General features: G+C 49.2%; 17 protein-coding genes. 4 read left to right on the forward strand and 13 right to left on the reverse strand.

The window, feature by feature from the left end:
• Positions 1 to 51: 51 nt before the first annotated feature.
• The gene (malE, locus tag AC6R10_RS13335) at positions 52 to 1,233 is read right to left on the reverse strand and encodes a maltose/maltodextrin ABC transporter substrate-binding protein MalE (RefSeq protein ID WP_334551527.1); all 1,182 of its coding nucleotides are present in this window, start codon (positions 1,231 to 1,233) and stop codon (positions 52 to 54) included.
• 649 nt (positions 1,234 to 1,882) lie between these two features.
• Between malE and malK the strand changes: the two genes are divergently transcribed.
• Both malK and AC6R10_RS13345 read left to right on the forward strand, forming a co-directional pair.
• Entirely contained in the window at positions 1,883 to 3,007 is a 1,125-nt protein-coding gene (gene malK / locus AC6R10_RS13340; RefSeq protein ID WP_500672527.1) for a maltose/maltodextrin ABC transporter ATP-binding protein MalK, read from the forward strand.
• 186 nt (positions 3,008 to 3,193) lie between these two features.
• A complete protein-coding gene (locus tag AC6R10_RS13345) occupies positions 3,194 to 4,729 on the forward strand; it encodes a GGDEF domain-containing protein (RefSeq protein WP_500672528.1) in 1,536 nt (511 codons plus the stop codon).
• 52 nt (positions 4,730 to 4,781) lie between these two features.
• Here AC6R10_RS13345 and AC6R10_RS13350 read toward each other — a convergent pair whose 3' ends face one another.
• A complete protein-coding gene (locus AC6R10_RS13350; RefSeq protein WP_500672529.1) occupies positions 4,782 to 5,630 on the reverse strand; it encodes a phosphate ABC transporter substrate-binding protein in 849 nt (282 codons plus the stop codon).
• A gap of 163 nt (positions 5,631 to 5,793) precedes the next feature.
• On the opposite strand from AC6R10_RS13350, the gene AC6R10_RS13355 reads away from it, so the two are divergent.
• Positions 5,794 to 6,150: a DUF3024 domain-containing protein gene (locus tag AC6R10_RS13355; RefSeq protein WP_500625543.1), complete on the forward strand. Its 357-nt coding sequence runs from the start codon at positions 5,794 to 5,796 to the stop codon at positions 6,148 to 6,150.
• A 48-nt stretch (positions 6,151 to 6,198) separates the two neighbouring features.
• Here the strand turns inward: AC6R10_RS13355 and rnb are convergent, their stop codons facing one another.
• Entirely contained in the window at positions 6,199 to 8,205 is a 2,007-nt protein-coding gene (gene rnb / locus AC6R10_RS13360; protein ID WP_500672530.1) for an exoribonuclease II, read from the reverse strand.
• Positions 8,206 to 8,557: 352 nt separating this feature from the next.
• Between rnb and AC6R10_RS13365 the strand changes: the two genes are divergently transcribed.
• The gene (locus tag AC6R10_RS13365; protein ID WP_487901641.1) at positions 8,558 to 10,480 is read left to right on the forward strand and encodes a DEAD/DEAH box helicase; all 1,923 of its coding nucleotides are present in this window, start codon (positions 8,558 to 8,560) and stop codon (positions 10,478 to 10,480) included.
• An 87-nt stretch (positions 10,481 to 10,567) separates the two neighbouring features.
• On the opposite strand, the gene AC6R10_RS13370 is transcribed toward AC6R10_RS13365, so the two are convergent.
• The 10 genes from AC6R10_RS13370 to AC6R10_RS13415 all read right to left on the reverse strand — a co-directional run bounded on the left by AC6R10_RS13370 (position 10,568) and on the right by AC6R10_RS13415 (position 21,201).
• Positions 10,568 to 11,551, reverse strand: coding sequence for a chemotaxis protein (locus tag AC6R10_RS13370; protein WP_500632367.1), 984 nt, complete (start codon positions 11,549 to 11,551; stop codon positions 10,568 to 10,570).
• Positions 11,552 to 11,787: 236 nt separating this feature from the next.
• On the reverse strand, positions 11,788 to 12,798 hold the full coding sequence (locus AC6R10_RS13375) for a substrate-binding domain-containing protein (RefSeq protein WP_334551515.1): 1,011 nt from the start codon (positions 12,796 to 12,798) through the stop codon (positions 11,788 to 11,790).
• 60 nt (positions 12,799 to 12,858) lie between these two features.
• Entirely contained in the window at positions 12,859 to 13,782 is a 924-nt protein-coding gene (gene rbsK / locus AC6R10_RS13380; protein WP_500672531.1) for a ribokinase, read from the reverse strand.
• Positions 13,783 to 13,973: 191 nt separating this feature from the next.
• Positions 13,974 to 14,852 (reverse strand): ribose ABC transporter substrate-binding protein RbsB, encoded by an 879-nt coding sequence (gene rbsB / locus AC6R10_RS13385; protein WP_334551513.1) that lies wholly within the window; start codon positions 14,850 to 14,852, stop codon positions 13,974 to 13,976.
• A 64-nt stretch (positions 14,853 to 14,916) separates the two neighbouring features.
• Positions 14,917 to 15,900: a ribose ABC transporter permease gene (gene rbsC, locus AC6R10_RS13390; protein WP_487901646.1), complete on the reverse strand. Its 984-nt coding sequence runs from the start codon at positions 15,898 to 15,900 to the stop codon at positions 14,917 to 14,919.
• Positions 15,897 to 17,402, reverse strand: coding sequence for a ribose ABC transporter ATP-binding protein RbsA (rbsA, locus tag AC6R10_RS13395; RefSeq protein ID WP_500625537.1), 1,506 nt, complete (start codon positions 17,400 to 17,402; stop codon positions 15,897 to 15,899). The genes rbsC and rbsA overlap by 4 nt, the downstream gene beginning before the upstream one ends.
• Before the next feature lie 60 nt (positions 17,403 to 17,462).
• Entirely contained in the window at positions 17,463 to 17,882 is a 420-nt protein-coding gene (gene rbsD, locus AC6R10_RS13400; RefSeq protein WP_500672532.1) for a D-ribose pyranase, read from the reverse strand.
• Between the two features lie 409 nt (positions 17,883 to 18,291).
• Positions 18,292 to 18,960: a LuxR C-terminal-related transcriptional regulator gene (locus tag AC6R10_RS13405; RefSeq protein ID WP_500625536.1), complete on the reverse strand. Its 669-nt coding sequence runs from the start codon at positions 18,958 to 18,960 to the stop codon at positions 18,292 to 18,294.
• 163 nt (positions 18,961 to 19,123) lie between these two features.
• Positions 19,124 to 20,128, reverse strand: a complete 1,005-nt coding sequence (locus AC6R10_RS13410; RefSeq protein WP_500672533.1) for a S1 family peptidase — start codon at positions 20,126 to 20,128, stop codon at positions 19,124 to 19,126.
• 71 nt (positions 20,129 to 20,199) lie between these two features.
• Positions 20,200 to 21,201 (reverse strand): S1 family peptidase, encoded by a 1,002-nt coding sequence (locus AC6R10_RS13415; protein ID WP_500672534.1) that lies wholly within the window; start codon positions 21,199 to 21,201, stop codon positions 20,200 to 20,202.
• Positions 21,202 to 21,242: the final 41 nt, after the last annotated feature.

Consider the following 21,242-nt stretch of genomic DNA (forward strand, 5'->3'; position numbering starts at 1 on the left):
CAAAAAAGAGAAATGAAGGAGGGGTTACCCCCTCCTCAAAAGGTCGAACAATTACTTAGTCATTTGTTTCTCTGCGTCTGCAAGTGCTGCATCCACAGTTTGACGGCCATCAACGATGTTAATGATCGCATTTTTCGCGCTGCCCCAGAAAGCGTTCATCTGAGGGATGTTTGGCATGATTTCGCCGTTCATTGCGTTGTCCATTGTCGCTGCAATGCGTTGGTCAGAATCAAGCTCACGTTGGAACGAGTTCAACGCTACCGCGCCCAGTGGCTTGTCATCGTTCACTTTACGTAGACCATCGTTGGTCAGTAGGTAGTTTTCAATGAACTCAACCGCAAGGTCTTTGTTTGGTGACGCTGTGCTGATACCTGCAGTCAATACACCCACGAATGGCTTAGACGATTGACCTTGGAATTTAGGTAGTGTTGCTACGCCGTAGTTGATGCCTGACTTCTCAACGTTGCCCCATGCCCAAGGACCGTTGATGGTCATCGCAACATTACCTTGGTTAAACGCAGACTCAGACACAGAGTAATCCATATCAGAAGAGATCACGCCTTTGTCGACTAGGCCTTTGACAAAGTTCATCGCGTCTTTTACGCCTTCGTTCGCGATACCCGCGTCTTTCACGTCGTAACCCGCTGAACCGTATTTGAATGCGTAACCGCCATCAGCCGCCATAAGTGGCCATGTGAAGTACGGTTCTTTTAGGTTCCACATGATCGCTTTCTTGCCGTTTTTCTTCAGCTCAGCGTCTAGTGCTTCCACTTCTTCCCACGTTTTTGGTGGGTTAGGAACCAAATCTTTGTTGTAGATAAGAGACAATGACTCAACGGCGATTGGGTAACCGATAAGTTTACCGTCGTACTTCACTGCATCCCACGCAAAATCAACGATGCCGTCTTTGATTGCTTGAGAAGGCTTGATTTCAGCAAGAAGACCCGCTTCTGCGTAACCACCAAAGCGGTCGTGCGCCCAAAACACAATATCAGGGCCATCGCCAGTAGAAGCCGTTTGAGGGAACTTGTCTTGCAGTGCATCTGGGTGAGCGACGGTCACCTTGATACCCGTATCCTCTTCAAACTTTTTACCAACTTCAGCAAGTCCGTTATAACCTTTATCGCCGTTGATCCAGATGGTAAGTTGACCTTCTTCGATAGCAGCACTTGCACCGAATGAGCCAAGAGCAACAAGAGTACCGAGTGCTACTGCGCTTAGGGCGTTTTTCATGTTCATATCCTTTTTATATTTGTGTTGTAGGGCGTCACCAGAGGATTCGCCGTATTTCGACATATATTTTTAGCCATCGTGACAAGTAACTCATCCTCCTGCTCCCTACGCCCTCCGTATTATGGCCTATTTTCGTGATCACCATCGACGAAGGTTGGCGACCCAAATCACAAAACCAATCAGTAATGTGATCAGATTCATGCTTACCGCAAGCAATAATTTGAACTCGATCTCGCTACGCCTTTTCCTCCCCCCTAAGCCTCCTCCCCCTCTACTCCCCCTACAATTAATTGTGTCGGGAGGATGTCGGCGTGATCGGTTTCTCGCAAACTACAGACATCCAAGAGTGGATGGTAAGAACCCTTTCCAGCGACGTGTTTTTACGCAATAGCTGGTTGCAATGCCGCAGGGTTTGCTGTGATGGTGCAAGCACGTGATTGTTCAGGAAACTGATTTGATACGGGGGAGACGCTTGTTTCACACGGGGGAAGCAAACCTTAATTGGCTTGATGGGTGATGTGAGCGACTCCGTCACCCATTTTTTCTTACACTCAAGTTCACCTTACCTGAATTCCTACTATTATTGCTTGCCAGATAATTCATATAATGTTGAGCAGTAAAACAAAAATATTGATCGAGGACGAGCTAGATGGCGAGTGTCACGTTAAAAAATGTATGTAAAGCTTACGGTGACGTACTTATTTCAAAGAACGTTGATTTGGAAATCCAAGAGGGCGAGTTTGTTGTCTTCGTGGGTCCATCAGGTTGTGGTAAATCCACCTTATTGCGTTGTATCGCCGGTTTAGAAGACATCACCTCCGGTGATCTGTACATCGGTGATGAGCGAATGAACGAGGTCGAGCCTTCTAAGCGCGGCGTGGGCATGGTTTTCCAGTCTTACGCGCTCTACCCACACTTAAACCTTTACGACAACATGTCTTTTGGTCTCAAGCTGGCAAAAGCGAACAAAGCAGAAATTGATAAGCGCGTCGAGCACGCAGCAGAAATCCTGCAATTGAGCCACCTATTAGAGCGCCAACCGAAAGCGCTTTCCGGCGGTCAGCGCCAACGTGTGGCTATTGGTCGTACGCTGGTCTCTCAGCCTAACGTGTTCTTGCTTGATGAACCGCTGTCTAACCTTGATGCCGCGCTGCGTGTTCAGATGCGCTCTGAGATTACCAAGCTGCAACGTAAGCTTGGCTGCACCATGATCTATGTAACGCACGACCAAGTCGAAGCGATGACCATGGCCGACAAGATTGTGGTCCTTGATGGTGGTTATGTATCGCAAGTCGGTCAACCACTTGAGCTTTACCACTACCCACAAAACCGTTTTGTCGCAGGCTTTATCGGCTCACCAAAAATGAACTTCATGAGCGTCTTTATCGAAGAAGTGGAAAAAGAGCGCGTGATGGTTCAACTAGCGAACGGCACCACATTCTGGATTCCAGTCGATGGGACAACCGTCAATCGAGGTGAGCGTATGTCACTAGGGGTTCGCCCTGAGCACTTGTTGCCTGCCGGTGAGGGTGACGCCGTGATTGAAGGTGAAATCAACATCGTTGAGAAACTGGGTAACGAAACCCAAGTCTACATGCACATCGACGCTGCGGATGCGGACATGATTTACCGTCAACCAGACACATTGGATGTTGATCCAGGTGATACCATTGCGGTTGGCATCCCTGCACATCGCTGCCATCTGTTCCACAGTGATGGCCGAGCCTGTCGCCGTCTTCACCAAGAAGCGGGCGTAGTGCTTCCTGGCGCTTAAGACCGAGATACCGTTTATAGTCCTTCTGCCCAGCCTTCATCGCTGGGCTTTTTTATGCCTGCCTCACAGCTTCTAACCCAATAATTTACATTATTGCAAGTAATTTCATATATTCTTGGTGTGGGTATTATACTTACTCAGTTGTATGACTATACTGTTCAATAGTTGGCTAGTGAGAAGAATAAAATGGAAAAGCAAGTTTCCGACATCCGTCGGACTCTGTTGTGTATCATCGCGATTGCAATGGGGCTCAACCTATTGTTGGTCGCGTATGTCACCACACAATACGGCGCACTCAAACGTGTTGAAGCGATGGTGGTCGAACAGACGCCTCAGCATTTCGATATGGCCCGTAAGCTCACCGAGATAGAAAGCAGCATTGGTTACCTTGGCTTCATCCACCACTTTAAAAACTACGTCCTCAGACGCGATGACAGCTACTATCACGCGGCCATCGCCAGTTACGAGCAATCACATCAGTTGCTCAGTGAACTGGCGAAGATGCAAACCAACAACGACCTCTCAACCGAAATTCAAATCCTCTCCAACACCTTAAATGAATACAAAGCCAAACTCGATCTCGCCCGCTCGCTACCCTACACCCTAACCAGTGCGGAAGTGGATGAGATCGTGGCGGTGAATGATATCGCTGCGGCGACCGCGCTTAAATCAATGCAAGACTCGCTGGAACCACACTTAGAAAAATCCGCTGTCGAAGCAGAGAAGGATGTCTATCAATCCATTCGCTACACGTTAGCCTTCAATATGCTGATGATCCCCATCATATTGGGCGCAAGCTTGTATATCTTTAAGACTTCTCGACGCTCGTATCGTTTGGCTCATGAACTCAATGCGATCTTTGATGTGTCGCCTGATGGAATGCTCTACATTGAAGACAACGGCCAAATCCTCTACGCCAACAAGAAGGCTTGCCAGCTGTTTCAATACAGTTTTGAAGAGCTCACCCAGCGTAAGGTCGAAGATTTAGTTTCGCCCGAGCTAAGAGAGAAACACAAACAATACCGTATAGACTTTATGAACAAAGCCAAACATCGCCGCATGGAGCAGCACCGATCAAACATTCAGGGGATGTCCAAGACGGGCAAGCAGTTGGATTTGGCAGTGGCGATTGCCTCTGGCAGTGACATCAACCACAACCGAGCCGTGTGTATCGTTCGAGATTTGCAACCAACGCTCGACCTCAAGCAGCGCGCCGAAAAAGATCACCTCACTCAGCTCTACAATCGCAGTGTGATGGACGATATGTTGCGCAAAGAGCTACAAAGAAGTCACCGTACTGGCGACCCTCTCTCCGTGTTTCTGATTGATTTGGATAATTTCAAAGCGGTCAACGACCACAAGGGGCACGGAGTGGGCGATCAAGTTCTCAGACAAACCGCGCAATTTCTTCTCAATCATACTCGCGCCTATGACCATGTAGGCCGCTGGGGTGGCGATGAGTTTATTGTCCTTTGCCCTAACTTAACACCGGCAGACGGTAAGCAATACGCTGAGAGACTACGTGACGCGTTTACCCAGCTTGAGTTCAGTCAACACCATGACATTACGCTGAGTATCGGTATCGTCACGTCCGATGAGCAGACCCATTACAACTCGAAAAACCTGTTTACCGCAGCGGACAACGCGCTCTACCGTTCCAAAAACGAGGGCAAAAATCGCGTCTACCACATAGAAGATGCCGCGGGTTGGCTGGCAAAATGAAAAACGAAAGGCGCCTATTGGCGCCTTTCATCTTATATCCCCTAGCTGCGTTTTACTCGCTATCACGCGGCTCTATCGGTTCTTGAGACTTATCCACTGCCACATAGCCGTACTCTTCAATGCGTTTTTTCGCCGCGCTGCTGGTGAGATAGTCGACAAAGGCTTGGCTCTCGTCATCAATCGATTCCGTCTTGTACAAAATGATGAAAGGACGAGCCAGCTCATATTGGCCACTGGCAATATTGTCGTTGTTGGATTCAGTGCCTTCAAACTGAATCGCTTTGACCGAGTTATCAATCGATCCGGTCGAAATAAAACCAATCGCCTGTTTATTGTGGTTAACGATCGTTTTCACCATGCTATTGCTGTTCACCACCAAGTTGTTCGGGCTGATATCAGACACCAAACGGCCTTTGATCACTTTGGTAAGGCCAAGGAGACTTTCAAAACTGTAACGCGAACCTGACGAATCTTCTCGTGTTACTACAGCAATGCGTTGATCCGCGCCACCGACATCTTTCCAGTTGGTGATCTTGCCTTTGTAGATATCAAACAACTGATCGCGCGTGACGTTTTTCACTGGGTTCGCTTGGTTGACCACGACCGCTAAGCCGTCATAGGCGATGGTTAATACAGACAGCGACGCATCGAGCTCGCTTTCCGTCAAATAGCGCGAACTCATCCCCAAATCGGCGACGCCTTTTTTCACTAGCGTGATCCCAGCGGTCGAACCGACACCTTGCACTGCAATGTAAGTCTCGGGGTGGGCTTTGTTGTAATCCTCTGCCAAAACATCCATGACACGCGCGACAGAAGTCGAGCCAGAAATATTGACCTCAGCAGACCACGCAGAAAAGGCCACGACTGTTGACATCAAAGTGGTCAACGCAATGCGAAACATAACTTTCTCCAAACAATTAGGCAGATAACAGCCGCTATCATATTTCGATAAGATGACAATTTTGTGAAAATCGATTCAGGCGCACTGTATTCGTAATAGGTCTATGCTTAAGTACTTACTACACAGAGTGCGCATGCATGAGACTTCACGTCATGGAGTGAGAATGGGACTAGTCAGTTTGCTACAAAAACAAGCCCAAAGGCGCGCGGAAATGATCTGTAAGCATCGCAATCAAAGCTTACCCGCTGAATTTGGCAAAGCCAGCTATGAAATGGCTGGGCAAGGTGTGGTGTTCATTAAACAATTCTTTTTACTCGATTCCAACCACTGCGAATACATGTCACCGGTAGCGAAAGTGGATTGGAATGACGACCTCGGCGCTTGGCAGCTCTTTATGCTGTCACAGGAAGACTCTGACCAAGAGAGTTGGACTCCTTACCCCTATCTTCCCCCTAGCCTCGACCTCACCGCCATCATGCGAGAAGTCGATAAAGATCCTAAAGCCGTATTTTGGGACTAAAAAAGGGAGCCGAGGCTCCCTTAACAACACGTATCGTGCTCTTCGAGTTTACGACGCCGGGCTCTCTTGCGTTTCAGGCGCGGCGACCACATCCGCAAAGACTTGAGTCGGTTTGGCAACTAGGCTTCGCGTCTCCTGATTCACCTCATTGAGCACCACTTCAAGCACATCGCCCAATCGATAAATCACCTCGTTGTCGATGCTCACTGTGCCTTGTTCACCATCGCACGCGAGGCGCTCTTTGTTAGCCAGGATCAATGAGCCTGGAATAAACGCTGCTGCGCCATTTTCTAGTAGTCTCACGCGTAGCCCAGCGCGAGAAACATCGAAAATCTCTGCATGGAAAGGTGTCGCTTTTTCCACCTCTGACGCTAATGTGCGCGCATACAACCAATCACCCACATTACGCTCAGCAATTTTATGATGCTTACGGTGCAGCGCAAGCTCTTCACCCACGGTTTCGTCTGCCGTTTGTACCGGTGCTTTCCCAAGGATGTGAGCCTTAAGCATACGATGGTTAATCATGTCACCGTACTTACGAATCGGTGAGGTCCACGTGGCGTATAGGTTTAAGCCCATCGCATAATGCGGAAGAGGTTGATTGCCGATTTCGCTGTAAGCTTGGTATTTACGAATGCGGTTATCTAGGTAAGAGGTCTCTTGCGCCGCCAACCAGCGACGCAACTCAGCAAAACCTTCTAAGGTCGCAATAGACTCTTCCGTAAAGGGCAGCTCACCTTCTGGGTTAACCAAGTTTACCACGTCCGCGATCTTCTCTGGCTTGAAGCCGGCGTGGGTGTTGAACACACCTGAATCAAAGCTCGCTTGCAGCGCTCGACCCGCACAAATGTTGGCGGTGATCATCGCTTCTTCCACCAAACGGTTCGCGCAGCGGCGCATATCCGCATGAATGGCAACCACATCGTTGTCTTCACTCAACTCGAAGCGGTAGTCAGGACGGTCGGGGAACACAACCGCGTGCGTCTCCCGCCATTGCGCACGTGCCAATGAGAACTGGTAGAGATCTTGAACCACTTGCGCAATGGTCTCATCCGGTTGCCAATTGTCGCAGTGGCCGGTCTCTAACCAATCAGATAGCTGGTCATACACCAAACGCGCATGAGACTGAATGTGCGCGGCAAAGAACTGAATGTCATCACCGATCACGCCATCTTTACTTACCGTCACACGGCAGCACAGCGCTGGGCGTTGCTCGCCTTCAATCAAAGAGCAGAGATCATCGGCAAGATCACGCGGCAACATTGGGATGTTGCGCCCAGGCAGGTAAATGGTGAAACCACGCTCACGCGCGACTTTATCCATCTCACTATCTGGAGTGATGTATGCGGTAGGATCGGCAATCGCAATCGTCAGTTCAAAATCGCCCGATTCCGTTTTCTTCGCGTACAACGCATCGTCCATATCTTTGGTCGACGCGCCATCAATCGTCACAAACGGAACGTCAGTCATATCGACACGCTCAAGGTCAGTGTCGTCTTTGAGTTCCCAGTGGTCGATACCTGCTGGCTCACTGTTGGGCAAGTCATTTTGCGCTAACGTCACCCACCACGGCGCAATTTTGTCGTCTGCATCGGTGATTTTTTGTGAGATTTCAACAAAAAAGCCATTGTCACCCTTGAGCGGATGACGGATTAAGTGAGCAACAACCCAGTCGCCTTCTTTTAAATCATCGCTTTTAATGCCTTTGCGCGTTTTCGCTTTCAGAGACAACTTTTTCAACTGAGGATGATCCGGCGCAACGTTCAGTTTGCCTTTGAACCATTTCACACGGCCGATGAAGCGCGTTAAGCCCTGCTCCAATAGCTCTTCCGGTTCAGCGACTTCGCGCTCTTTTTCAGTACGAATGATGGCTTTGACTTTATCCCCATGCAGACATTTTTTCATGTACGGTGGTGGAATAAAGAAGCTGGTCTTGCTGTCGACTTCGAGAAAGCCGAACCCTTTCTCGGTGGCTTTAATCGTGCCTTCTTTTTTCGGAAGGGTTTCTTGGATTTGCTGCTTTAGCTGAGCGAGTAGCGGATTGTCTTGGAACATGGATACATTTCTAAGCAAAAAAATTGCGCACACTATAACATTGCCGCATCGACCAAACCACCTCACGCCGATGACAAGCGAGCAAAAGCCGCGCAAAGCGCTGAAAAAGGCAGCGAAGATGACGCTTTCATGAACACCCAGTTCAGTTTTGAGAACTTTTTGTGATGAAACTCAAGTTTTTCTGGCTTTTGTTATGTTTTTCAGGAATAATTCGCACCCTTGTTTACGTCCCTAGTGGCTTGATGCGATTTACGACTCATCCGCATCTGAACGGAATCAGCTCTTTCTGGATTGATATTGGAATTGGTAGAGCTCATGGGACCTTTAGTTGAATTAATATAGTAGGATCCCAATGACAGATTCTGTAATCAAGTTTAGTGACTTGTCACTGAACGACGCCATCCTATCCGCTCTAGACGGAATGGGCTTTGTATCTCCAACTCCTATCCAAGCAGCAGCAATCCCTCACCTGATGGAAGGCTCTGACGCACTAGGTAAAGCACAAACCGGTACCGGTAAAACAGCGGCTTTCTCTCTACCTTTGTTGAACAAACTTGACCTTGCTCAGCGCAAGCCTCAAGCGATCGTTCTTGCTCCTACCCGTGAACTGGCTATCCAGGTTGCAGCGGAAGTGAAAAACCTCGGTAAAAACATCCAAGGTCTAAAGGTATTGGAAATCTACGGTGGTACGTCCATCGTTGACCAAATGCGAGCGCTTAAAAATGGCGCGCACATCATCGTCGGTACTCCAGGTCGTGTTCAAGATCTGATTAACCGCGACCGTCTGCACCTCGATGAAGTACACACCTTTGTCCTTGATGAAGCAGATGAAATGCTCAACATGGGCTTTGTTGACGATGTAACAGCGATCATGGAGCACGCGCCTTCATCTGCACAGCGCGTTCTTTTCTCTGCGACTATGCCTCCAATGTTGAAAAACATCGTTGAGCGTTTCCTTCGTGAGCCTGTGATGATCGACGTAGCGGGTAAGAACCACACCGTTGATAAAGTAGAGCAGCAATTCTGGGTCGTGAAAGGCGTAGAAAAAGACGAAGCGATGTCTCGCATGCTTGAAACAGAAGAGACAGATGCCTCTATCGTGTTCGTTCGTACTCGTCAAGATACTGAGCGTTTGGCTGACTGGCTATCTGCACGTGGCTTTAAAGCGGCGGCACTGCACGGTGACATCCCTCAATCATTGCGTGAGCGCACGGTAGATCACATCAAGCAGGGTGTGATTGATATTCTGGTTGCGACCGACGTTGTCGCTCGTGGTCTTGATGTACCACGTATCACACACGTATTTAACTACGACATCCCATTCGATGTTGAGTCCTACATCCACCGTATCGGCCGTACTGGTCGTGCTGGACGTAAAGGTAAAGCGATCCTGCTTGTGCGCACTAACCAAATGCGCATGCTACGTACCATCGAGCGCGTGACTAAATCTTCTATGGAAGAGATCCAACTGCCACTGCGTGACCAAGTTGCCCAAGCGCGCCTTGTAAAACTTGGTGAAGAACTTGCTGGTGAGAAAGAGCACAAGTCTCTAGACAAATTTGCGGAACTGGTTGAACAGCTTCAAACCACGTTAGAGATTGACGCAAGCACGCTAGCGGCTATCTTACTGAAACGTCAGCAAGGCAAACGCCCGCTATTCTACATTGGTGAAGATCCAATGGTTGAAGCGATTGAGCGTGACAAGCAACGTCGTAAAGAGCGCCGTGAAGGTGGCCGTGATGGTCGTCGCGAAGGTGGTCGTGAGCGCAACTTTAACACTCAAGATTGGGATACCTACCAATTGCAAGTGGGTCGCGAGCAAGGCGTACAAGTGAAAGACATCGTTGGCGCATTGGCGAACGAGTTGGGTCTAACTAAAGGCTCTATCGGTGCGATCAAGCTAGCTCAAGGCGAAACGTACGTTCAGTTGCCAAAAGCGATGTCTTCTGACACGGCAAGCAAACTTCGCAAGCTGCGTATTCGTCAGAAGCAAGTGGATGCAGTGGTCTGTGATTTTGACGACTTCCGCGAGCCTCGTGGACGTCGTGACGGTGGTCGCCGTGAAGGCGGACGTCGCGAAGGTGGCTTTGGTGGTCACCGTGGTCGTGATGGCAACCGCGAAGGTGGTTACCGTGGCAACCGTGAAGGTGGTCGTGGTCATCGCGAAGGCGGCCGTGATGGCGAACGTCGCTTCGACCGTAACCGTGGTGGTGATCACCGTGGTAACTACCGTGGCGAACGCGGCCATGGTAAAGCACGCCACTCTGAAGCTTAGTCTTCATTGGTTAAATAAGAAAAAGGTACGCATTGCGTACCTTTTTTGTGTCTTTTGTTGTTAGGATTGGACCGTTTGACCTGGCAATCAGGCCGTTCGACCAAAAATGTACTTATCCATCATGGCTACCATTTTACCAATTTCTGGTTTCGTAATGGTGTCATTCGCGCCAAGTGCCAGTGCTTTTGCTCGGTTGTCCTCACTCATCAAAGAAGAGAACATCACGATGGGGATCGATTGATACGCTTCGCTCTCTCGAAGGCGTTTAACTAAGTGCATGCCATCCATACGAGGCATCTCTACATCCGTCACCACACCATCGATCAACTCGCTGACCGGTAAGTTTTCCTCTTTCGCCACTTCAATCAAATTCATCAGCTTGTCGTGTGCTTCACCACCATCTTTACAAGCAATGATGTTGTAGCCAGATGAACTCAAGGTATCTTGGATTAGAGAGCGGATAAAAGCAGAGTCATCGACCACCATGATGGTTTTGCCATTACGCTTGGTGATCATCCGTTGGTTCATATCGACGCTCTTATCTTCTTTCACGTCGTACTTATCCATAGACAATTCTGGGTTGATGTCGGCAATGATTTTTTCAAAGTCGAGGATCATGATGAGGTTGCCATCTTTACGGACCACCGCAACAACGCAGTCTTGTTCGCCCGCTTCTAAAAACTGGCTTGGTGACTCCACGTCATTCCACGAAATACGGTGAATGCGACTGATACTGTCAATCAAAAACCCATTGGTCATATTGTTGAAGTCAGTGACAATAACAAACTTTCGAGCGAGATCTGGGTTGGTCGGAACACCGAGCCAGCCAGCCAAATCCACCAGCGGGGTCAAAATATCACGTGATGAAAATACGCCCACCATATGCGGCTGTGCGTTGGGGTAATCGGTGGTTTCCGGCACCTGAATCACTTCGCGTACTTTGGCGACGTTGATACCGTAATAACACGTTTTGGTTTTACCATTTGGGAGCTGTTTTTCTAAATGAAATTCAATGATTTCCAGCTCATTGGTACCGCTCTCAGTGAGTATCGTACTGCTAGATACGCTCATAATGACTTATTGCCTGCTCTCAACTTGAAGATATACGCCTTTTTAACCGCTATTCACGCTTTTGTAAATTGCCACCCCGTAGGTTCGGTGTAGGAATAACCAAGTTTGCGTCGATTCCGTGACGAATAGCGAGGTCTGTGCGTTGTGGTACTTTTAGTGTAGACAGGATTGTCAGCATGATCACTGAAAAATCATCACGCTAATCAATCCGAATCTGCCCGATTAAAAAGTCGGCACTATGAGAGCGACAACTTTTTCACCGTGTGACGCTCGACCAAGGTCGGCTCTAGTTGCACGACTTGGCTCTCCTCGACGCTGTTTTCAAGACGCTGCAATAGTGCCTCGACCGCCGCTTTGCCGAGTCGATACTTAGGTTGATGGATGGTGGTTAAGGCGGGAGTCATAAAGCGCGCGATATGAATGTCGTCATACCCGATGATAGAGAGCTGATCCGGAATTTTGATCCCTAACTCGGCCGCAGCGTTAATCACGCCAAGTGCCATCATATCATTGCAGACAAAAATCGCACTGGGCAGCGGCCCTTTCTCGACCATCTTATGCAGTGCGTTGTAACCGCCTTCACACTCAAAGTCCCCTTCGATGATCCAGTTCGCTTTGAACTCATTGCCCGCTTCGTTCATCGCGCGTTTATACCCTTCATAGCGCATCTGCGCTTGGTGTTTTGCCAGTGGCCCAGTAATACACCCAACCTGAGTGTGACCACAATCAATCAAATATTTCGCCGCTAAATAGCCGCCGCGCAAAGAGTTGTCTTGAATCTTGTCGCTGGTAAACAGCATCGGGCCCCAATCCATGACGACAACGGGGATGTCTGGGTATTTGTCGAAGATATCAATGCGCTCACCTTCAAGTGAAGAGCACATCAGAATCAGCCCATCGACACGCTTTTGCAGCAGAGTATTGATCGATTGACGCATCCGCTCATGATCGCCTTCGGTGTTGCACAAGATCAGGTTATAGCCTTGATGATAGCAGCTGCGCTCTACGCCCTTGACCACCTCACCAAAAAATGGGTTCGTCGAGGTCGTCACCAGCATACCGATGGTGTTGGTACGATTGACTTTAAGACTGCGCGCAAGCGCCGATGGCGTGTAATTGAGCTGAGAAGCGGCTTGATTAACGCGCTCGGAGATCGCTTCACTCACAAAACGCGATTGGTTGATCACATGGCTAACCGTAGAGGTTGAGACCCCTGCCAGTTTGGCAATATCTTTCATGGTCGCCATATCATCGTCTCCTTACTACAGCGATATTATGGCTGCCGACCCGGCAGCCATCTAGACAAGCTAGACTCGCTCAGCAAGAAACGCTTCCACTTCTTGACGACTAGGAATAGACGTTTGCGCGCCGAACCGTGTCACGGAGAGCGCCGCCGCTGCATGAGCGAACCTAATCGAAGATTCTAGAGGCAAATCCTCCAATAAGCCAGTGACCAAGGCCCCATTAAAGGTATCCCCTGCGGCTGTGGTATCCACAGCCTCAACACGAAAACCTTGGATAAGTTCCGCCCGTCCATTTTGACTGAGCCATACGCCCTTAGCGCCCAGAGTAATGAGCACGATCTCAATACCTTTCTGGTGCAAGGCATTCGCGGCTTGCTGCGCTGAAGCATCATCGGTCACCGTGATCCCCGTCAGCACTTGCGCTTCGGTCTCATTTGGGGTGATGACATCCACACACGCCAGCAACTCATCACTGAGCGCCTGCGCAGGGGCCGGGTTTAAAATGACATTGGTGCGCGCTTCTTTGGCAATGCGGGCGGCTTTCTCGATGCCGCACATCGGGGTTTCCAATTGCATTAATAGATAGTGAGCTTGACGAATCGCTTGGCAATCTTCGTTGTCTATCGCCTCCGCAATCAGCTTCGCATTCGCCTCCGCTGAGATGCAAATGCTGTTTTCACCGCTGTCAGCCACTTGGATCATCGCAATCCCAGTCGGACAGTTAGGTTGCATTTTTACGCCAGAGATGGTGATTTTATCCAACTTAAAACTCTCACGGATGTTGATGCCAAACGCATCATCGCCGACACATGCGATAAATCCGACATCCGCATTGAGCCGAGCGGCCGCTACCGCTTGGTTGGCGCCCTTGCCACCAGGAATGACTTGATAATGTCGACCGTGCAGCGTCTCACCTGGACGCGGGAAAGAAGGCACCTGAAGAACATGGTCAGCGTTTACACTACCCAATACCACTAACTTATTCATAGAAAATTCCTCGGTTCGAGTGAACCTTGTTTCGAGTTACGCTAAATACCTTTTCACTCACAAGGATGACTCTCGCTCGGTTTTATCAAGACTAAGCCTTGTGAGTGCAAAGGTATTCGCCCTCCTACTCCCCTTCAGGCAAAGGAAGTAGGAAGGCACGCACGATAACCATGCGTTATTTCATGACGTGATTACTTAGTCACAACTTTCAACGGTACTGGGATGTAAGCTTCAACACTTTCACCTTTTAGCACTTTCGCTGCGGTCTCGATGCCCAATGCACCAATCAGATCCGGTTGCTGAGCAATGGTTGCCGCCAATTTGCCACGGTTAACCGCTGCAATACCGTCGTCTGTGCCATCAAAACCAACGATCATCACCTCTTTACCCGATGCTTCGACCGCGCGCAGTGCACCCAGTGCCATCTCATCGTTTTGGGCGAAGACGGCTTGTACATCCGGGTTTGCTGCCAGCAAGTTTTCCATTACGTTCAAACCTTTAGTACGGTCGAAATCCGCTGGCTGACTGGCCAACAGTTCCATTTCGCTGCCTTTCACCGCGTTCATGAAACCCTCACCACGCTCACGCGCTGCAGAAGTACCTGCGATACCTTCAAGCTGAATCACTTTGGCTTTCATGCCCACTTTTTCGACGATGTAGTTACCCGCAAGCTCGCCCCCTACGACGTTATCAGACGCAATGTGACTGACAACTTCACCACGGCTTGCACCGCGGTCAAGCGTAAGCACAGGGATATTGCTGCGGTTGGCCATACGAATCGCGTTCGATACCGCATCAGAATCGGTTGGGTTGATTAAGATCGCTTTCACGCCACGTACCGTAAGATCTTCCACGTTGGAGAGCTCTTTACTTGGGTCATTTTGCGAGTCCAGAACGATCAGTTCATAACCCAACTCTTTCGCCTTCGCTTCCGCGCCATCTTTCATGGTGACAAAAAATGGGTTATTCAACGTTGAGAGGACAATCGCCATCGTGTCTTGCGCATGAGCGGCAACAGACACAGTGGATGACAGCAGAGCAGCAGAGATAAGAGTTGCTAGTTTTTTCATTGTTTTAGTCCTTTATGTAGGGGGAGACTCGAAGTGTGACCACGACGAGTCAGAGTTAACCTAATTACTTGTTTTTGTTATCGACCAGTACCGCAAGTAGAATCACTACAGCCTTGGCGATCATTTGGTAGTAAGAGGAGACATCGAGCAAGTTCAGCGCATTGTTCAAGAAACCAATGATCAGCGCGCCAATCAAGGTGCCCATGATTCGCCCTTTACCACCCATTAAGCTGGTACCACCTAATACCACCGCTGCGATGGCATCCAGCTCATAGCCCATACCTGCCGTCGGTTGCGCTGACGACAAGCGAGAAGTGATGATGATTCCTGCCAGTGCCGCCAACAGACCACAGATGGCGTACACTCCGATTTTCACGCGGTCGACGTTAATGCCCGATAAGCGTGTGGCCGACTCATTACCGCCCAGCGCGTAGACATAACGACCAAAACGAGTGTGATTGAGTAGATACCACGCCGCTGCAAATACCACGACCATCAACCAGACCGGAACAGGGATCCCTAAGGCGTAGCCCGTACCAAACCAAGCGAACGCATCGGCGGTATCGGTAAAGCCGGTTGAAATAGGACGACCATCGGTGTATACCATAGTGACGCCACGCAAAAGAGTCATGGTGACCAAGGTTGCGATAAACGCCTGCACCTTACCTTTGGCAATGATGATCCCACTGATCGCGCCCAGCGCCGCCCCCGCCAGCAGTGCGGTTGGCACGGCGATAAGTACCGGAACTTCCAGTGCAATCATGCTCGCGGCAAAAGCACCACATAAGGCCAGCACAGAGCCGACGCTCAAATCGATGCCCGCGGTTAAAATCACCAGCGTCATCCCCACCGCAATGATCGCATTGACCGAGGTTTGGCGAAGAATATTCAAAATATTATCAAGTGTGAAAAAGTTCGGGTTTAAGAACGACACCACGACAATCAAAAACAGCAGAGCAATCAAAGATTTCTGTTCGATTAACCACTCTTTGCTCAGCAGCTTTTTGCTGTGGCTTGGGTTCGCTTTAGTTAGGGTTTTGCTGCTCATGCTGCATCCTCAATACGCTTTTTACCGACGGCACACGCCAGTAGTGTTTCCTGGTCTGCCTCTTTGGCATCAAATTCGCCGCTAATTCGGCCCTCGTGCATCACTAAAATACGATCACTCATTCCGAGCACTTCTGGCATTTCCGACGACACTAAGATGATGCTCATCCCATCGGCTTTAAATTTATTAATCAGTTGGTAGATCTCTTTCTTGGCGCCGACATCCACGCCGCGTGTCGGCTCATCGAGAATCAGCACTTTAGGCTTGGTCATCAAGCCTTTCGCAATCGCTACTTTTTGCTGATTGCCCCCCGATAAGTTGCCAATGATCTGCTCTCGACTTGGCGTCTTGATGTTAAACAGACGAATAAAATCATCGACGGCAATCACTTCATCGCCATGCTGAATACGCCCGCCCTTGGTGAGCTTATCCAATGAACAGAGCGACATGTTCTCTTTGACAGAAAGCCCAAGCACCAGTCCATCGCCTTTACGATCTTCAGAGATGTAGGCAATACCATTTGCCAGCGCATCTTGTGGGTTTTCTGGATTGACCGTTTTGCCATTGAGATTGATCACGCCGCGCTCACTTGGCAACGCACCGTAGATCACTTTCATCAGCTCGGTACGTCCAGCGCCCATCAGGCCAGAAACGCCCAAGATCTCACCTTGGTTTAAGGTAAAGCTGACATCTGAAACACCCGAACCGGTCAGGCCAATCACTTCCAAACAGACCTTGCCATGCGTAACCGCGATGCGTGGGTACTGCTCGTCCAATTTGCGTCCGACCATCATCTCAATCAGGCCATCTTCATCGGTATCAGACACCGGACATTCACCAATGAACTTGCCATCACGCAGCACGGTAATGTCATCACAAATCTGGAAAATTTCCTTGAGGCGATGGGAGATATAGACAATGCCGCAACCCTGATCGCGCAGTTCATTGATCACCGCAAACAGCGATTCCGTTTCGGTATCGGTCAAGGCATCGGTCGGCTCATCCATAATGATGACTTTGGATTCGAATGAGAGCGCCTTGGCGATTTCCACCATTTGCTGCTCACCCAAACTCAACTCGCCCAACAACTGCTTCGAGCTATGTTTCACGTTCAAGCGGCGCAACAATTTATCCGCTTCCGCGTACATGGTGTCCCACTGAATACGCCCTAACGCAGAGGTAAATTCGCGACCTAAGAAGATGTTTTCCGCAATCGTCAACTCAGGGATCAGGTTCAGCTCTTGGTGAATAATGCTGATGCCTGCTTGTTGTGAGTCCCTTGGTCCTTTAAAAGCCGCGGGTTGGCCCTGATAGTGGATGGTTCCGCTATCTTTGGTGTAGATGCCGGTCAGGACTTTCATCAAGGTTGATTTGCCTGCTCCGTTCTCCCCCATCAGCGCCATCACTCGGCCTGGGTACACATTGAGACTGGCGCGATCTAGGGCTTTGACCCCAGGAAACGCTTTGTCGATGTCACTCAGTTGTAAGATAGCTTGAGACATAATTGTTCCTGTCTTTGTGCAGCGTCACCGCGTCACACGATGTCGCCAACGTCATGGTGGTTAAAACACGACGCCCGATTGGAAGATAACATTGGCATACGGTGTACATTCGCCCGTACGCACAATCACACGACTGCGCTCGCTACGCTGTTTAAACGCTTCATGAGACAGGGTGTGCACTTCGATTGTCTTACCTGACGCGCGACGCTCCTCATCGATCAACGCCATCAATGCTTGATGATGCTCAGGGCTGACTTCGGCAAACTCTTGTGCCACGATCACTCCTTCAATCTGGGCTTCACTTAACCAGACACGCACCGTATCTAAAAAGCTGGGCACGCCATAAGTCAGCGCCAAATCGATGCGCTGCACCGACTCTGGAATAGGCAAACCGGCATCACACACGGTGATTTCATCGGTATGGCCGAGTGTCGCCGCTAGGTGGGACAACTCCGCATTCAGTAGGGAACTTTTTTTCATGTAGGGAACCTTTTTCTCGTTCATCGTTTCGCTGGCCGTGGGCTTCTCTTACCGGAAACAGCGCGATCACATCGCGTTAATACCCCCTGTCGCTGATTGAAGCGCTGTTTAAAACACCTTGATTCAATCAACCTTGCAAACGCCATCGAAACGTTTCGATGAAATAATAGAACGCTCAGTGATGAATGCGATACCTCTACGTTGAGAGTGTGAGAATGATCGATAGAAATGAGCTACACGCCGACAAAAAAGTGATCGCATTCACTTTCAAGACGGTCGGATCAGACACGTTTTATCGATGCGGTGAATAGATAAGTATAAAAAGTGACCCAGAATAAAAGAGAAAAGGCACGACCCGTCGTTGACTCACATCAATGACTGGCCGCGCCCTAATGAGAGGGGAATGCGTTTAAACGCGCTCCTCAAGTGCAATGTTGTTGTTTGCCCAAAGTAACGCTTGCAAACGGTTTTTTGCGTTGATTTTCTTGAAGATATTGTGCAAGTGGGTCTTCACTGTGTTCTCACTGACGAACAGTTCATCGGCGATCTGTAAGTTAGACGCCCCATGCCCAAGCAGACGCATGATCTCTTTTTCTCGCTTGGTCAAACTGGCGTAGGATTGCGACGTGGTCACGGTGTTAGCACAGCGAAAGTGTTCGATGTAATCCTGGGCCAGTTTACGAGACAGCCACATCTCATCTTGCATGATCTTTTCCATGCCTTTGAGAAGCAGCGATAAATCGTCATCGTTATAAAACACGCCCACCAAGTTGCGCCACTTGAAGAGTTGCGTAGAAGGCACCTCTTGTGGGCAGTTAATCACGATCTCACGCGACACATGGTCATTGTTCGTTTTTGCTTGGCTGTACAGTTCAAACTTTTCTTCGTCGATGTACTGAAAATCGAAGAGTACAAAATCACCTAACAAGCTGCTATCGAAGTGTCCCGACTGCAAATCTTCCATGGTGACAATGTTCACTTTGAGGTGTAATCCCTGCTCAAGAGAATCTCGAAACAGTTTTGATTGCATACTTACGTCTGATAAAAGCGTAATTTGGTAGTGATGTCCATTTGTCATAGCAATAGTCCTAGCTCAACCCATTCACAATTTAAAACTATCGTTTAGCTCAGATTAGTCAACGTGGTTGATTGAGACATCCCTCAAGTTTTATACGCAATTACTCTAATATTCAGATGTTTATATTGATTATCTCATTTTTAAGAATCGAAACAGATCGGTTTTAACCTTGTGATCTTTCTCTCAAGTGCCATTTCAGCGTGCCAGAAAGTAGCAATAAAACCAAAAAGAGTAGACCTGAGCTCCCTCCACCACCGCCACTTGATGGAGAGGACGTCGTTTCAGTGCTGTAGACCAAACGACGCTGGCCATTGCTTGTCACCACATAGGTTTTTGGCGTTTCTTGCCCGTTAATGACCCGCTCGATCCAATCCTGATAATCGTACACATCGGTAAAAACCGAAGTCACACTCACCGATTGATCACCACACTGAGAAGGACCAAAACTGGTGATCCCCACCTGAACAAACTCGACGCCATTGTCCCAATAGACAGGGCCTCCGGAATCGCCACTGCACGTCGAGTTTCGGTAACCGGCTGAGATCTCACCACTGAAACAGAGTTGTTTGCTGGTAATATTACTGCCAAACTCGCTACGGCAAGTGGCGGTGGAGACGTAGTCCAGCGTCGTATCTCGCGCTTGCGTGCCGCCATCTGCACCGCCTTCGATCAAGCCATGCCCGACGGCTTTAAAGGTATCGCGTTCACCAAAGCTATTGTTGACTGTTGAATTGATAAGATAGGTGTAGTCGCTCGCACTGACCGCCGTTTCGAGCTTGATGATGGCAATGTCATTCGGCCAAAGCGCCGCTTCACTGTTTTGGTAGTTATCGGGGTAATAGAACTCGCTTGCGCGCGCTTGTTCTGCGTTAAGAAAATCATCCTCATCATCAAGCCCCGGCGCGACGACGGTGTAGAGCATTAAATCATCATCACCATAAATGCAGTGCGCCGCTGTTAACACGTAACGACTGTTGATGAGCGTCGCGCCGCAAAATGAGGAAGGTTGATAGACGCTGTCCGTTTTATAAAACAAGCTGGCAAAGGTGGGGTAATCCGTTAGATCGGTCGTCGTGCCATTAACAATATACGGCGAGATTTCTGCGGCACTTACACAGGCGGTGGACACCATCAGCGCCCACCCTGCCACTCTACATCGACCCATCATGCTCATCCCTCACGACACTCTACTCAATAAGTTTAGTTTACGAGTGTCGCTTGTGAGAAGATCGACGCCGTTTATGCGTGACGACGTTGACCAAACAGAACAAGTGCCAATAAGGAGAAGAGGCCAAGGCTACCGCCGCCACCAGAAGAAGAGGTGGTTGTTGTATCTGACACGACATCTGCGCTATCAATCACCGTACCGCTGCTCGTTTGGTATAAAGTCCGTGTATCATTTGACGTGGTCACATAGTACTTGGCGGTCTCACCGCCACTGATCACCGACTGAATCCAACTATCGTAGTCATACACTTCCGTAAATACGGAAGAGTAGTCATAAGCCTTCGCTCCACATGTTTTGAATCCCCAACTGGTGATCCCAATTTGCACGTAGGCGGCCCCATTGTACCAAAACACTGGTCCACCGGAGTCCCCTTCGCATGTGGAGTTTTTGTAGTTACCGGACACTTCCCCATCAAAACAGAGCTGTTTGTCGGAAATGCTCGAATCGCAGGTCGAACTTGGTGAGATGATATCGAGAGAGGTAGCTTGGAGGTAGCCACTGCTGGATTTATTCCCCTCAATTAAACCATGACCGATAGCGATAAAATTATCGCTCGATTTCGATTCAACATACGTATCGTTGGCTATGCTGTTGAGCGAAGCACTGTAGTCTGGATTACCACTGATCGTTGATTCAAGTTTTAAGATCGCGATGTCGTCTGGCCAAGGCGCGGAATCAACATAAGTGTCCGGATAATAGTACTCTTTCACTCGGTATTTATTGGACGTGCTCAAATAGTCGGCCGTATCTTGGAGTTGGGGAACCACCCAGTAGTGAAGCATCTCACTCTCGGCACCGTACACACAATGCGCAGCTGTCAGCACGTACTCAGCGTTGATGACCGTCGCGCCGCAGCGATAACCATAGTAGGCGTCATCATCAAAATATAAACTCGAAAATGAGGGATAGCTGCTTACTGAAACATTATCACCATTCACTATATAAGTAGACACATCGGCGGCATAGAGCGGGGTCGCGAGCGTGACACCCAATAAGAGAAATACGTTTTTCATTCAATACATCCTTGAAACAGCAGCCTTGATTCTACCCAATT

The sequence above is a fragment of the Vibrio sp. R12-SG2-ISO1 genome (assembly GCF_059834045.1).

What these genes read in the sequence shown, in the direction of transcription:
- AC6R10_RS13370 (WP_500632367.1), bottom strand. Translation starts at nt 11,551, where the DNA reads ATGAGCGTATCTAGCAGTACGATACTCACTGAGAGCGGTACCAATGAG.
- malE (WP_334551527.1), bottom strand. Translation starts at nt 1,233, where the DNA reads ATGAAAAACGCCCTAAGCGCAGTAGCACTCGGTACTCTTGTTGCTCTT.
- rbsB (WP_334551513.1), bottom strand. Translation starts at nt 14,852, where the DNA reads ATGAAAAAACTAGCAACTCTTATCTCTGCTGCTCTGCTGTCATCCACT.
- malK (WP_500672527.1), top strand. Translation starts at nt 1,883, where the DNA reads ATGGCGAGTGTCACGTTAAAAAATGTATGTAAAGCTTACGGTGACGTA.
- AC6R10_RS13350 (WP_500672529.1), bottom strand. Translation starts at nt 5,630, where the DNA reads ATGTTTCGCATTGCGTTGACCACTTTGATGTCAACAGTCGTGGCCTTT.
- rbsA (WP_500625537.1), bottom strand. Translation starts at nt 17,402, where the DNA reads ATGTCTCAAGCTATCTTACAACTGAGTGACATCGACAAAGCGTTTCCT.
- AC6R10_RS13375 (WP_334551515.1), bottom strand. Translation starts at nt 12,798, where the DNA reads ATGGCGACCATGAAAGATATTGCCAAACTGGCAGGGGTCTCAACCTCT.
- rbsK (WP_500672531.1), bottom strand. Translation starts at nt 13,782, where the DNA reads ATGAATAAGTTAGTGGTATTGGGTAGTGTAAACGCTGACCATGTTCTT.
- rbsC (WP_487901646.1), bottom strand. Translation starts at nt 15,900, where the DNA reads ATGAGCAGCAAAACCCTAACTAAAGCGAACCCAAGCCACAGCAAAAAG.
- AC6R10_RS13405 (WP_500625536.1), bottom strand. Translation starts at nt 18,960, where the DNA reads ATGACAAATGGACATCACTACCAAATTACGCTTTTATCAGACGTAAGT.
- AC6R10_RS13365 (WP_487901641.1), top strand. Translation starts at nt 8,558, where the DNA reads ATGACAGATTCTGTAATCAAGTTTAGTGACTTGTCACTGAACGACGCC.
- AC6R10_RS13345 (WP_500672528.1), top strand. Translation starts at nt 3,194, where the DNA reads ATGGAAAAGCAAGTTTCCGACATCCGTCGGACTCTGTTGTGTATCATC.
- AC6R10_RS13410 (WP_500672533.1), bottom strand. Translation starts at nt 20,128, where the DNA reads ATGATGGGTCGATGTAGAGTGGCAGGGTGGGCGCTGATGGTGTCCACC.
- AC6R10_RS13355 (WP_500625543.1), top strand. Translation starts at nt 5,794, where the DNA reads ATGGGACTAGTCAGTTTGCTACAAAAACAAGCCCAAAGGCGCGCGGAA.
- AC6R10_RS13415 (WP_500672534.1), bottom strand. Translation starts at nt 21,201, where the DNA reads ATGAAAAACGTATTTCTCTTATTGGGTGTCACGCTCGCGACCCCGCTC.
- rnb (WP_500672530.1), bottom strand. Translation starts at nt 8,205, where the DNA reads ATGTTCCAAGACAATCCGCTACTCGCTCAGCTAAAGCAGCAAATCCAA.
- rbsD (WP_500672532.1), bottom strand. Translation starts at nt 17,882, where the DNA reads ATGAAAAAAAGTTCCCTACTGAATGCGGAGTTGTCCCACCTAGCGGCG.